This window comes from Gordonia paraffinivorans NBRC 108238 (genome assembly GCF_000344155.1).
Classification (GTDB): Bacteria; Actinomycetota; Actinomycetes; order Mycobacteriales; family Mycobacteriaceae; genus Gordonia; species Gordonia paraffinivorans.
The window spans coordinates 91,089-103,610 of sequence record NZ_BAOQ01000016.1 but is presented as its reverse complement, the minus strand read 5'-3'; the positions used below and the strand labels follow the sequence as shown (position 1 = coordinate 103,610).

Sequence of the window (12,522 nt, the reverse complement as noted above, 5' to 3'; positions counted from 1 at the left end):
GTCAGTAGTGGTGGGTGTCCGACGGGGCGGGCGCGTGCACCGGATCGTCGTCGAACTCCGACTCGGCGATGCCGTACGCGCGGGCGAGGTCGAGGATCTTGGTGGCGCGGGCGATGCGCGGCAGGTCGGAGCCGTTGCGGATCTCGCCGCCGTCGCGCTCGAACTCGGCGAAGAACTCCTTGGCCCAGGTGATCTCGTCCTGCGAGGGCGAGAGTCCCTCGTTGACCGGCGCACACTGGGCCGGCGTCAGGCAGATCTTTCCGGTCATGCCGAACTGCGCGCTGACCGCGGTGGCTTCGCTCAGCTTGAGTGCGCTCGAACCGACCGTCGGCCCGTCGATCGCGCTCGGCAGGTGAGCGGCCTTGGCGGCGATGGTGAATCGCGACCGGGCGTAGGCGAGCGTCAGCGGGTCGTCGCCGAAACCGGTGTCGCGACGGAAGTCGCCGATGCCGAAGGCGAGCCGGAAGGTGCCCTTGGCCGACGCGATCTCGCTGATCCGCTCGAGCCCGCGCGCGGTCTCCACCAACGCGACGATGGGCAGGCCGGGGAGCCGGTTGGCGGTCTCGGTGACATGGTCGACGGACTCGACCATCGCCAGCATCACACCGCCGACGGCGGTCTCGGCGAGGGCCGCGAGGTCGTCGGCCCACCACGGGGTGCCGAAGCCGTTGATCCGCACCCAGTCGCCGGCGCCGGGACCGGAACCGTCCTTCGGGCCGATCCACCGCACGACGTTGTCGCGGGCGGTCACCTTGTCCTTGGGGGCGACCGCGTCTTCGATGTCGAGGACCACGATGTCGGCGCGCGAGCGCGAGGCGGGCTCGAACTTGGCGTAGTGCGCACCGTTCACCAGCAGCCAGCTACGGGCCAGCACCGGATCGATACGCGAACCGACGTCGGTCGGCTCGGCGTCGTAGGTGGTCTTCTCGTCGTACATCGGTATCTCTCGTCGGCTTCGGTCCTGGTTCTCCAGCCACCCATCGTCGCCTATGCACAGTGAACGGTGCAAAGCACCCTCTGCGGGCATCCCACCCTGTTCACGCATCCTCGGCCCGACTCGTCACACTTGTGGTCATGCAGCAGACCCAGCCGGCCCGTCGACGGTCATCGGGAACCGTCGGCGCCGTGGGGTCGGTGGCGGTCGGGTCGATGGTCGCCAACGTCTGCATGTACCTGGTGCACCTGACGGCCAGCGCCCGCTACCTCGACGTCAGCGAGTACGGCGAGTTCGCCGTGCTGCTGTCGGCGATGCTCGTCCTGGGGGTGCCGGCACTGGCCCTGCAGAACGTCATCGCCCGCGAGGTGGTCCTCGGCCACGACGAGCGCCGGCTCCGCCGCGTCGGGGTGCAGACGACGCTCTGCGTGGTCGCGCTGGTCGCCGTCGCCACTCCGCTGGTCGCCCTGCTGCTGCGGACCGGGGTCCTCACGACCCTCGCCGCGCTGGCGGCCGCCCCCCTCCTCGCGCTGATCGCCGCAGGTCAGGGCATCCTCCAGGGTCGTGGAGAGTTCCGCACCCTGTCCTGGGTGCTCGCGGTGGTGGGGATTCTGCGGGCAGTGCCCATCATCGGGGCCTTCACCGTCGGCGCCGGTCCGGCCGGCGGCCTGCTGGCCGGCACGATCGGTGCTGCGGCGTCGGTGGTCCTGGTCTGGGCGGTCGTCGGCAAGGTGGGTGTCCCCTCCGGGGGCGGGGCCGAGGGCCCTCCGGCCGGCGTGCTCAGCGTCGTCCGCGCCTCGCAGGTGCAACTGGTCCTGATCGTCGCCTCGTCGGTCGACCTGCTGCTCTCCCCGCAGGTCCTCGACGCGGACTCGGTCGGCGTGTACGCGCTCGGCGCCATCGCCACCAAGGTCGCGTTCTGGCTGCCCCAGGCGATCGGCGTCGTCTTCTATCCCCGCCTGGCCGACCCCGCCCGGTCCCGGGTGTCGCTGCGGCAGGCGGTGACCGTCGTCGCCGCCGTCGGAGTGGTGCTCACCCTCTGCGCCGGGGCGGCCGGGCCGGTGGTGCCGCTGGTGTTCGGCGACGGCTACGACGAACTCGTCCCCATCTTGTGGCTGTTCGCCTACATCGGCGCGACGCTCGCGGTGCTGCAGGTGGTCCTGTTGTCGGCGATCGCACGAGACCGCACCCGCGTCGCGTTCGTCGCCTGGGTGGTCGTGGCGGCCGAGGTGATCTGCATCCTCACCCTCGCCGGGTCGGTGCTCGGGGTGGCGGCGATCGCCGCGGCGGCGGTCACGGTCGCCGCGGCCGTCACGTGGGCCCTCACCCGCTGACCGCCGGGATCCACCCCGCCGGCCCAGGGACGTTGCCGCACCAGCCGACCTTCGGCAGTGTGGTGTGATGAGCGACAACGAAGTCACCCAGGTCACAGTCGAACGCGTCATCGAGGCCCCCGTCGACGCGGTGTTCGACATCCTCTCCAATCCCGAACGGCATCAGCGCCTCGACGGCTCCGGGTTCATCCGCGGCGTCGACCATGCCGACCGCATCCAGAAGGTCGGGCAGGTGTTCACGATGAACATGGCCGGCGACCACATGGGCGGCGACTACCAGACCGACAACCACGTCACCGGCTACGCGAAGGACAAGCTGCTGGCGTGGAAGACCACCCCGGCCGGCACCGAACCGCCCGGATGGGAATGGGTGTGGGAACTCGAGTCCCTCGGGCCCGGCGAGACCCTGGTCCGGCACACCCACGACTGGTCGAAGGTCACCGACAAGAAGCTCCTCGAGCAGGTCGGGTTCCCGCTGGTCTCCCGCGACCAGCTCGAGGACACGCTCGGACGCCTGGCCGCCGAGGCGGCGTCGTGAGCTGAGAGAGCGACCTCAGGCGTCGTGCTGCGCGGAGCCGGTCGCGGTGCGCCGCCACCGCTCCGGCAGCCACGCCGGATTGATCAGCACCGCGCCCGCGATCAGCGCGAGCACACCGAGCACACCGGTGACGATCGGCACGACACGCCCCCAGACGGTGATCGGGGTTGCGAGATCCGAGGCGAGGCGCGTCATCTCGGACTGCGTCTGCTCGTCGTAGGCGAAGGTCGCCTGCAGGTGCGGCAGCCGGTAGTCCGCGGGGACGCCGGTCGTGCCGTCGGGGAAGGCATAGAACTCGTCGACGACGATCGTGGCGTCGACGATGGTGCCGGTCGTCGCGTCGACGGCGAGGTCCCAGGAACCCTTGTGTCGCAGGGTGGCGGTCAGTTCCCGTGCGGGGCCGTCGATCCCGAACCACGACGCCGGGCGGGTGATGACGACGTCGGTGCCGACCGGCCGCCCGAGGGCTTCGCGGGCGAGGTCGGTCTCGGGAACCTCGGCGCGGAAGCGGGCCACGGTCTTGCCCTCGACCTCGGTCTCGCCGTCGTAGGCCAGCGGCACGGTGGTCCGTGTGACGGGGTCGAAGAACTCGTGGTCGGAGAGGCTCGTGTCGAAGGGCAGCAGGTAGGTGAAGCCGCGACGGTCGGGGACCAGTACGGGCGCCTGATCGCTGTCGTACTGGATCTCCGACGCCCCGCGCGACGAGAGCTGCGGTTCGGCGGTCTCCCGGTCGAGCGTCACCCGATCCTTGATCGCGTCGATGGTGGCCTCGTTGCACGGCTGCGCCGACTCGTCCTCGCTGCCCGGGCGCGGGTCCTCCGGGTCGACCTCGCGGTCGTCGATCTTCAACGTCTCCGCCTGAACCGACGTGCCGGCCTGCAGGGTGACGCGATGTGAGTCGGACGGCTGCACCGCGACGACGCGCTGCTGCCGGACGAGGTCGGCGCCGGCGGTCCGGGCCCTCGGGGTCGCCAGCGAGCAGCGATCGAGGACGGTGGCGTCCTCGGCGGTGGCGACGGTGGTGAAGTCGGTGCTGAGGGGGATCTCGCGGAAATTGCCGACGAGCAGCGTGGGCAGGGCGATCGTCACCGCGATCAGGAAGCTGCCGACGAAGATGAGCGTCGGTCCCGCCAGGTCCGCGGCGGACCAGCGTCGGGGACCGGACTGCACCGGGGACGGCTCCGAAGACATGGTGGCGAGGGTAGTGGATGGGGCACGGTTACCCTGTCACCAGCATGACCAGCACCGACCCCGCCCGCGACGAAGTCGCCTCCAAGGCCACCGACGAAGTCGCCTCCAAGGCCACCGACGAAGTCGCCGCAACCGACGCCGCCGCAGCCGCGACGCCGGCCATGGCCCGTCGGTTCTATCCGCAGCTCGAGGGCATGCGCGCGATCGCGGCGATCGGAGTGCTGACCACCCACGTGGCCTTCCAGACCCGCGCGGTGGAGATCCCGGTGATCGGACCCGTGCTCGGTCGCCTCGACCTCGCGGTCGCGTTGTTCTTCTCCCTCTCCGGCTTCCTGCTCTGGCGGGGCTGGGTCGACGCCGCGCACCGCGGCGAGGGCCATCCGTCCATCCCGCGCTACCTGCGGCACCGCGTCGTGCGCATCTGGCCCGCCTACCTCGTGGTCGTGGTGCTGGTGCTCCTGCTGCTGCCGGAGGCGCAGGGCGCCGACCTGGAGGTGTGGCTGGCGAACCTGACGCTGACCCAGGTCTTCGTGCCGCTCACCCTGACCGCCGGCCTCACCCAGATGTGGAGCCTGTCGGTCGAGGTCACCTTCTATGCACTCCTCCCGGTCATCGGGCTCGCGTTGCTCCGGCTTCGCGGCCGGCGCGTCTCGGTGCGCATCCCCGTCCTGATGGCGCTCGGCGTCCTCAGCCTCGGGTGGGCGTGGGTGGGCACGTCCCTGCCGGTCGCCGACGGCGTCGAGACCAAGAACTGGGTGTTCGGCCACCTGCCCTGGTTCATCGCGGGACTGATCCTGGCCGAGATCGCGGGCGTCCTCGACACCCCCGGCGCGACCCGCGGCCGTGCGCTCGACCTCGCGATCCGCATCAGCGCGAACCGCTGGCTGATGTTCGGACTCCTGGCCGTCGCGTACGGGCTGGCATGCACGCGCCTGGCCGGCCCCACCGGTCTCGGCGACGTCACCAACACCGAGTTCGCCACCAAGATGGTGCTCGGCGGGCTGTGCGGCTACGCGCTCCTCGCGCCGCTCGTCTGCAACCCCGGCCCGTTCCGCTTCCTGACGTCACGGGTGATGTTGGCGCTCGGACGCTGGTCGTACGGCATCTTCATCTGGCACGTGGCGATCCTCGCCGTGGTCTTCCCCCTGTTCGGGATCGTGCCGTTCAACGGCGACACCGTGCTCGTGTGGGTCCTCACGCTCGGACTCACGATCGGGATCTCCGCGGCGTCCTACGCGTTCATCGAGGAGCCTGCGCGTAACTGGCTGCGCAACCGGGAGGCGCGGCGGCGCAGGCGGACGGCCGCCGAGGCGCCGGCATCTCCGGCGTCATCGGTTGCTGCGTCATCGGTCGATGGGGCGGCCCAGGTCGACAAGAAGACGAGCCAGCAGGTCATCAGCACCGCGACCAGCGCCGGCAACTGAACCCACCACTGCCAGCCGTGGTAGCCGCCCTCGGCGTGCCACGGGCCCGCGGCGAGCCCGGTGGTCGCCGCCATCATCGCGACGAAGGTCGTCGTCACACCGGCCCTGTGCGGCATGGCGGCGGCGACGATTCCGGCCACGACGCCGATCGCCAACCCCCACCAGCCTGCCAGCAGCCATGACGTTCCGAGAATTCCGGCGCCGGCTGCGATCAGAGTCGTCCGGCCGGGCGCTGGGGTCTGCCGTGCGGGGACGTCCACCCGCCGTTTCGACGGCCACCACGCCGCGAGAAGCAGTGCCGCCATCATCGCCAGGCCGACGACGATCGACCACCGGTACAGCGAATCGAACCGGTACGTGAGATCGACCCGCCCCGACGCGCCTTCCGGCACGATCCATCCCTGTTGCCACCCGTCGACGACGACCGGTGACAACTCCGTGCCGTCGAGCCGCGCGATCCAGCCGGGATTGGTCGACTCCGGCACCACCAGAAGGCGTTCCGGCCCGGCGTCGACGTCGACGACGCGATGGGTCGCGCCCCACTCGGCCACCGTCGGCACCGACGTGGTCGCGGGCGTCATCGGCTCGTGCACCAGCGACACAGCGTCGACCGTGAACGCCTCTCCGGGGTTGACCGCCACTTCCTGACGACCTGCGGGCAGGCGCAGTTCGCCGTTCGCACAGGGAGTTCCGACGACGGGCTCGCCGCTGCGCAGTGCGCCGGCCGTCGTCCGCGCCGACACCCCGACGACCTGTCCGGCCGCGGTGATGCCGATGCCGTCGTCGCAACCGATGTCGACCACCCGGTCCGGATCGGCGGGCGGTGCCGGGGCGGGGAGCACCTCGACCTCGGCGATGCCCGGCGGTGCCGGGGTCGCGAATCCCAGGCTGTTCACGTCGATCAGGTCGGCCTGCTCGCGGATGGTGATCACGATCCGGTCCGTGACCGCCGGATCGAGGCGCAGGACGCCGTCGCGCCCGACCTCCCGGATCTGCTCACCGGTCCCGAGGTCGACCGACACCTCGGTGGGCCTGGCCGGATAGTCCTGCGGTGCATGGATTTTCAGTGATTCGACGCGTTGTCTCGCCGGGAGTCGGACGACCAGGGTCGGCTCGTTATCGTCGGATTTCCCGCTCTCCTCGTCGCGCTCGTCGGAGTCGTCCGCCGCACGTTCGGTCTCGGGGATCTGCGGTGCGGTCCACGAGGTCCCCGGATCGCCGTCCACGGCTGCGCCCGGGTTGCCGCGTGGGTCGCCGACCGGGCGAGGTCCGGTCGCCGTCAGGGAACCCGGTTCCGCCAGCAGGCGGTCGAGCGCATCTCCGGGGCGCGGGCGGAGGATGACGGTCGGGGTGACGGTGGTGTCCTCGGGTACCGATAGTGCCCGGGTGAACACCGCCCCGGTCTCCGGTGAGAGCCCGAGTCCCGGTGCGCACCGGACGATCTCGCGGGCCGGGTCGTCGACGCACCAGGCGCGGCCGTTCAGCTCGGAGTACAGCAGCCACTGGGCGACAGGCGTGCCCGCCTCGAGGTCGGGGAGGGTGACGCGATACCGGATCTGAAGCGGTGAGGAGGTGCGCAGATTCGTCACCGACACCTCGCCGAGCGCGAACTGGTTTCCGGCCGTGCCGTCGTCGGTGCTCAGGGCGCGGATGCGGAGCCATCGCGTGGGACCGCTCGGTGCGGTCACCGTCGTCGCCTTGCCGGGTTTCAGGCCCGACACCACGGTGCTGCCGGCCTCGGTAGTGACCAGGACGCTGGTGACGTCGGGGCCGAGGGCCTTCGCGGTGGTCAGGGTGACTGCGAGATCGGACTGCGGCGTGGTGAATCCGATCCGCAGCCACCGCCCGACCGCGCCTTCGAGGCCGCCGCTGACCCACGCGGTCTGCGGGTTGCCGTCGAAGGCGGCGGCGGGGGAGTTCGCCGGCGAGGTCTGTCCCGGCTGGACCGCGTCCGACGCCGATCCCGACGTGGTCACCTCCACCTCGCCGGGGGCGTTGTCCAGCAACCACTCTCCGCGGACGAGGGGCTGGCCGTCGACGGGGTAGTCCGGGGCGGCGTTCTGGGTCCGGCGGGGGTCGCCGGCCGCCCGGATCGCGGAGCTGTGGTCGTCGACCCGGCCGAAGTCGGTCTCCCGGTCGGCCGGGGTGTCGGTGACCACGAGCGGGCCGTCGGTGATGCCGGCGCGCCTCGCGTCGGCGTCGAGCAGGACGGGACCGAGTTGCGGAAGCCCTTCTCGTGCGCGCACTTCGGCGAGCTCGGCGACGGCCTCCGGGCCGCCGGCGACGCGTGTCATCCCCTTGCGGTCGACGAGGAGGGGGCCGGTTCCGTCGAAGATCGGGCCCTCGAGGCCGTCGGGGTCGACGGCATAGATCTGGATCGCCGGCATCTTCGGGCGAAGTCCGTTGTCGCGCACGACGCCTCGCACGCTCGGTGGTCCGACCTCCGGGCCGAAGGTCGCGACCCGGGTCAGTCCGGGCGAGGTGTCGAGGGCCTGCTGTGCGAGGAGCGGTCGCGTCGATCGGGAGGTCTCGGGGTCGAGGTCGGCGCGCAGGACGACGTAGCCGATGCCCTGCTGTGCGAGGGTGGCGGCGAGGCCGGGGGAGCCGCGCCCGGCGGCGATCTCGCGCTGTACCGCGTCGAGCGCCCGGATGGCGCCGGGCGGGGTCAGCGGGATGGCGTCGCGCACCGCCCACGGGGCGTCGGCGAGCGGTTGCAGCGGTTCGTCGCGGGTGAGGCCCCACAGCTGGTCGGCGAACGGGGCCCCGGGAACCACGAGGGTGCGGGCGGGCGGTGCGCCGTCGGGACGTTCGCTGTGCTCGGACAGCCAGTTAGCCGCCTGCCTCCAGTGATCGGGGATCGCGCGGTAGGTGCCGGCCGGCGCGATCTGCCCGGTCCACATCAGCGATCCCGAGGCGATCACCGCGACCAGCAGGACGATGGCCGCGGCCACCGGGCGTGAACGTTGCGGATGGGCGAACGCCGACAACGTCTCCCGCGCGCTCGCGGTGCCGGGCAGCGGGACCCGCGCCAACAGGTGGGCGACGCCGAGCACCAGCGGCAGGCGGACGAACGGCTCGAACTTGTGGATGTTGCGCAGCGGGGCGCCCGACCCGTCGAGGAATGTGCGAACCTGTTCGGCCACCGGCGAATCGAGACCGCCGACGTAGCCGGTGCACATCACCAGCAGTCCGATGACCAGGATGGTCACCAGTCGCCCGCGGGACGGCATGTGCCGCATGCACAGGCCGGCGAGACCGGCGGCCGCGATGGTCCCGGTCGCGAGCACCGCGGCGGGCTGGGTGACCAGCACCGCGCCCGCGACGCGTTCTGGGGAGACGAACGGCGTCCACGAGCTCGCGCCGCGGAGCACCTCGGTCAGCGACGTCCACTCGGTGGTGACCCGGGAGGACTCGATGTAATCGAGGAACGGCGGGCTTACCCGCGAGAGGAGCAGCAGCGGAACGATCCACCAGGCGCACGCGAAGACCAGCCCCAGCGTCGTCCACGCCCCGAACCGCCACCACCGGCCGTCGCGGGGCCGGTGCAGCAACCACCACACCGCCGCGACCCCGAGTGCCGCGGCGGTCGCCACCGCGTTGACGGCGCCCATCAGGGCCACTGCTGCGGCTGAGCGCGCGGCCTCCCGCCACAGCGGGCGCGCCGTGCCGCCGCCGGCGAGGCCCGGGTCGTCGAGCGCCCGGATCACCGGCAGCAGCACCCACGGGGCGAGCATCATCGGCAACGTCTCCGACGAGATCGAGCCGAGGGTGGTGAGGACGCGCGGGCTCAGGACGAAGACGATGCCGGCGAAGACGCGGGATGCGGGGGAGCCGATGCGCAGGGCCTCGGCGACGCGCACGATGCCGACGAAGCCGACGACGAGCAGCAGCGCCCACCACAGGCGCTGCACGATCCACGGCGGCACCGACAGCAGGTCGCCGACGGCGAAGAACGCGCCGTGCGGGAAGAAGTAGCCGTAGGCCTGGTTCTGGACCTGGCCCATGGGCGCGTTGGGCGTCCACAGGTGTGCCGCCCGCGCCAGGAACCCGAGCGGGTTGGCGGTGAGATCCAGCTTGGTGTCGGCGGCGATCTCGCCCGGGGACTGCAGTAGGCAGACGATCAGCGCGATCACCGAGGCGACACCGATTCCACGGGTCGTCAGAACCCTCGTGGAGGCGGTGTTCGGTGGACTACTCAGTTGCTGCTGCCGTCAGGTCGTCGCGACGCCGGCTCCGGCGTCGCGGGGACGTCAGTTGTTCTCGGCGCCGGCCGCGCCCTCGCGCGAGCCGTAGTCGACGGAACCCTGCACGAACCCGTTGTTCGGGTTGATGTTGTTCAGGTCCGTGGACGGGCTGTTCTCAGAGGCGAGGAACCCGCCGAGAAACACCGCGCCGAGTCCCACCAGGATGCCGGCCACACCGGCGACGGCGCCGGCCACAAGGCGGTTGTTGGTCATGGCGAAGAAACTACCATCGAGTAGACGTCGACCATGTGCTCACCCGCCCGTGTTCGTCCCGCGATGGCATCCGATTGCGGCAACCGACGCGCTAGGGCGTGACCTCCGGGTGTTTCTCGCATTGGGCCGGGACGATGAACACCGGTCGATGGCAGTGTTTGAGGACGCGTTCGGCGACGCTGGACTTCAGCAGCGCCCGCAGGCCCGACGCCCCGCGAGTGCCGGTGACCAGCAGGTCGACGTCGAGCGCGTCGGCTGCGGCGACGAGCGCGCCCCAGACCGTGGACTCCACCTCGACGAGCATGCCGCGCGCGGACAGGCCGCACTCGCGGGCAAGCGCGACGCCGCGCTCGTTGAGGGCCGCCGCCTCGTGTTCGAGAGCGCGGTCGAGGTCGGCGTCGAGTTGGGTGTCGACGAACGGCTGCATCCCGCCGGCGAGGGTGGACAGGCGCGCGGGGGTCATGCCGCCGGGTTGCCAGGCGGTGACGACGAAGGCGGCTTCGGCGAGGAGGAATCGGCCGGCGTAGCGGATCGCGCGATCGGCGTTCTCCGAGCCGTCGTAGGCGATCATCAGGGTCTGTCTCGCGCGTGATTCCTCGCGACCACCGGGGGAGGTCGCGGTCTCGGCCGGGACGGACCCTGCGTCCATTTGCTCAGGTTACATGCCAGACTCGACCCATGTACCCAACTCGCCGACCTCGGTGGATTCGGAACGCGCTGGCGACCGCGACGGTCGCGACGTTGACCGTCGGCCTGCTGGCCTGCGGCTCGTCGAGTCCCGTCGCGCCGTCATCGACGCCGAGCGCGTCCGCGTCGCCGACGCCGGGGTACTCGTCGGTCGCGTCGAGCACGACGCCTGTCGCCAAGGCCTGCGGTGCCGATCAGCTCTCCGAGCTGACGCGCCGGCAGAAACTGGCGCAGCTGATCGTCGTGGGCGTCACCGGGGCCGCCGACGCACAGCGGATCGTGGAGAAGGAGGAGATCGGCGGGATCTTCGTCGGCAGCTGGACCGACAAGGCGATCCTCACGAGCGGCGCGGCATCCCGCATCTCCCGTGGCTCCGACATCCCGCTGATGGTCACCGTAGACCAGGAGGGCGGCCGGGTGTCGCGGCTGTCGGCGCTGGGGATCGACCATGTCTCGCCGCGCGAGCTCGCGCGCACCAAGACCCCCGATCAGGTCAGGCAGATCGCCGCCGGGGTGGGTCGTCAGCTCAAGCAGCTGGGCGTGACCGTGGACTTCGCGCCGGTCGCCGACGTGAGCGACGAGTCGGACGACGAGGTCATCGGCGACCGCTCGTTCAGCAACGACCCGGCCGTCGTCACGAAGTACGCGGCGGCCTATGCCGCCGGTCTCGCCGACGCCGGGATCACACCGGTGTACAAGCACTTCCCGGGCCACGGCCACGGGTCGGGCGACTCGCACCTCGGCGTCGTGCAGGTGCCGTCGCTGGCGCAGCTGCAGAACAGCGACCTGGTGCCGTTCCGGAACCTGCTGCGCGACCCCGGTCCGGCCGGCGTCATGGTCGGTCACCTCATCGTCCCCGGCCTGACCAACGGACTCCCGGCGTCGATCAGCCGTCCGGCGATCCAGATGCTGCGCACCGGGGTCGGCTACGGCGGGCCGCGGTTCAACGGCGTGATCTTCTCCGACGACCTGTCGGGCATGGCGGCGATCAGCGCCCGGTACCCGATCGAGCAGGCGGTCGAGAAGTTCATCCTCGCCGGCGGCGACGTCGCGCTCTGGCTGTCCACCGACCGCGTCTCCTCGGTCCTCGACACGCTGGAGAAGGCCGTCGCGCAGGGCCGGCTGGCCCCAGCACGCCTCGACGCGAAGGTGCTGCGCATCCTCCGCTCGAAGGGCGTCGTGACCTGCTGAGCGAACCGCTCATGCACCGCCCGAGCGACCGTTGAACTTACCGCTTGGTAAGTTTGTGGGTATCGTCGATCGAGTAGCGGTCGTGGGATCGGAGGTCATGATGTCGGGCGGAACCAAGCGTCTGCCACGTGCTGTACGTGAGCAGCAGATGCTCGATGCCGCCGTGAAGGTGTTCTCGCAGAACGGCTTCCGGGAGACGTCGATGGACGCCATCGCCGCCGAGGCGCAGATCTCCAAGCCGATGCTGTACCTGTACTACGGCTCCAAGGAGGAGCTGTTCAGTGCTTGCATCGCCCGCGAGTCCGGGCTGTTCATCGAGGCGATGAGCGTCGGCTTCGACCCGTCGCTGTCCCAGCGCGAGCAGGCCCGGACCGTCATCCGCGAGTTCCTCCGGTTCGTCCACGAGAACCGCGAGTCGTGGCGCGTGCTCTACCGCGTCGCCATCGGCACCGCCAGCTTCGCCGGCATCGTCTCCGACAGCCGCCGCCGCGTCGTCGAGATGGTCGCCGAGCTCATCAAGGCGGGCACCACCGTCGAGACCGCCGGCGACATCGACTTCGAGCTGACCGCAGTCGCCATCGTCGGCGCCGCCGAGGCCGTCGCCGACCGCATCACCGAGGGCGACGTGGACCTCGAGAAGGCCACCAACCTGCTCGTCGGCATCACCTGGCGAGGCCTGAAGGGCGTCGGTACCGACAGCTGAGCCGCCTCCGTGCCGAATCGGCGCTCACACGATCCGTTCCCGCTCACGCGAACGGTGTGAGCG

General features: G+C 71.0%; 9 protein-coding genes and 1 pseudogene. 5 read left to right on the top strand and 5 right to left on the bottom strand.

The genetic code is table 11. The annotated features are described in order from the left end of the window. Window position 1: 1 nt before the first annotated feature. Window positions 2-937: an HpcH/HpaI aldolase/citrate lyase family protein gene (locus tag GP2_RS09040; protein WP_006900192.1), complete on the bottom strand. Its 936-nt coding sequence runs from the start codon at window positions 935-937 to the stop codon at window positions 2-4. A gap of 137 nt (window positions 938-1,074) precedes the next feature. Between GP2_RS09040 and GP2_RS09035 the strand changes: the two genes are divergently transcribed. Continuing rightward, window positions 1,075-2,268 carry a lipopolysaccharide biosynthesis protein gene (locus GP2_RS09035; protein ID WP_040526690.1) on the top strand — a complete coding sequence of 398 codons (1,194 nt, stop codon included), beginning with the start codon at window positions 1,075-1,077 and terminating at the stop codon, window positions 2,266-2,268. Between the two features lie 67 nt (window positions 2,269-2,335). Next, a complete protein-coding gene (locus GP2_RS09030; protein WP_040526673.1) occupies window positions 2,336-2,806 on the top strand; it encodes an SRPBCC family protein in 471 nt (156 codons plus the stop codon). A gap of 15 nt (window positions 2,807-2,821) precedes the next feature. On the opposite strand, the gene pgfA is transcribed toward GP2_RS09030, so the two are convergent. After that, complete coding sequence (pgfA, locus tag GP2_RS09025) at window positions 2,822-3,997, bottom strand: cell envelope lipid trafficking protein PgfA (protein WP_040526672.1); 1,176 nt, start codon at window positions 3,995-3,997, stop codon at window positions 2,822-2,824. 17 nt (window positions 3,998-4,014) lie between these two features. On the opposite strand from pgfA, the pseudogene GP2_RS09020 reads away from it, so the two are divergent. Then, window positions 4,015-5,169 (top strand): annotated as a pseudogene (locus tag GP2_RS09020) (acyltransferase family protein); the annotation flags it as partial. 59 nt (window positions 5,170-5,228) lie between these two features. Here GP2_RS09020 and GP2_RS21165 read toward each other — a convergent pair. The 3 genes from GP2_RS21165 to GP2_RS09005 form a co-directional block, all read right to left on the bottom strand. Continuing rightward, a complete protein-coding gene (locus GP2_RS21165; protein WP_006900187.1) occupies window positions 5,229-9,554 on the bottom strand; it encodes a DUF3367 domain-containing protein in 4,326 nt (1,441 codons plus the stop codon). A gap of 117 nt (window positions 9,555-9,671) precedes the next feature. Then, window positions 9,672-9,878, bottom strand: coding sequence for a DUF2613 domain-containing protein (locus GP2_RS09010; protein ID WP_006900186.1), 207 nt, complete (start codon window positions 9,876-9,878; stop codon window positions 9,672-9,674). 91 nt (window positions 9,879-9,969) lie between these two features. After that, on the bottom strand, window positions 9,970-10,527 hold the full coding sequence (locus GP2_RS09005; RefSeq protein WP_006900185.1) for a universal stress protein: 558 nt from the start codon (window positions 10,525-10,527) through the stop codon (window positions 9,970-9,972). A gap of 29 nt (window positions 10,528-10,556) precedes the next feature. Between GP2_RS09005 and GP2_RS09000 the strand changes: the two genes are divergently transcribed. Both GP2_RS09000 and GP2_RS08995 read left to right on the top strand, forming a co-directional pair. Beyond that, the gene (locus GP2_RS09000; protein ID WP_006900184.1) at window positions 10,557-11,756 is read left to right on the top strand and encodes a glycoside hydrolase family 3 N-terminal domain-containing protein; all 1,200 of its coding nucleotides are present in this window, start codon (window positions 10,557-10,559) and stop codon (window positions 11,754-11,756) included. Window positions 11,757-11,856: 100 nt separating this feature from the next. Then, window positions 11,857-12,459, top strand: a complete 603-nt coding sequence (locus GP2_RS08995; RefSeq protein ID WP_006900183.1) for a TetR/AcrR family transcriptional regulator — start codon at window positions 11,857-11,859, stop codon at window positions 12,457-12,459. Window positions 12,460-12,522 lie beyond the last annotated feature (63 nt).

Excerpts from the sequence above, each read along its gene's own strand:
- GP2_RS09040 (WP_006900192.1), bottom strand. The coding sequence starts at position 937 with ATGTACGACGAGAAGACCACCTACGACGCCGAGCCGACCGACGTCGGT.
- GP2_RS09035 (WP_040526690.1), top strand. The coding sequence starts at position 1,075 with ATGCAGCAGACCCAGCCGGCCCGTCGACGGTCATCGGGAACCGTCGGC.
- GP2_RS09030 (WP_040526673.1), top strand. The coding sequence starts at position 2,336 with ATGAGCGACAACGAAGTCACCCAGGTCACAGTCGAACGCGTCATCGAG.
- pgfA (WP_040526672.1), bottom strand. The coding sequence starts at position 3,997 with ATGTCTTCGGAGCCGTCCCCGGTGCAGTCCGGTCCCCGACGCTGGTCC.
- GP2_RS09010 (WP_006900186.1), bottom strand. The coding sequence starts at position 9,878 with ATGACCAACAACCGCCTTGTGGCCGGCGCCGTCGCCGGTGTGGCCGGC.
- GP2_RS09005 (WP_006900185.1), bottom strand. The coding sequence starts at position 10,527 with ATGGACGCAGGGTCCGTCCCGGCCGAGACCGCGACCTCCCCCGGTGGT.
- GP2_RS09000 (WP_006900184.1), top strand. The coding sequence starts at position 10,557 with ATGTACCCAACTCGCCGACCTCGGTGGATTCGGAACGCGCTGGCGACC.
- GP2_RS08995 (WP_006900183.1), top strand. The coding sequence starts at position 11,857 with ATGTCGGGCGGAACCAAGCGTCTGCCACGTGCTGTACGTGAGCAGCAG.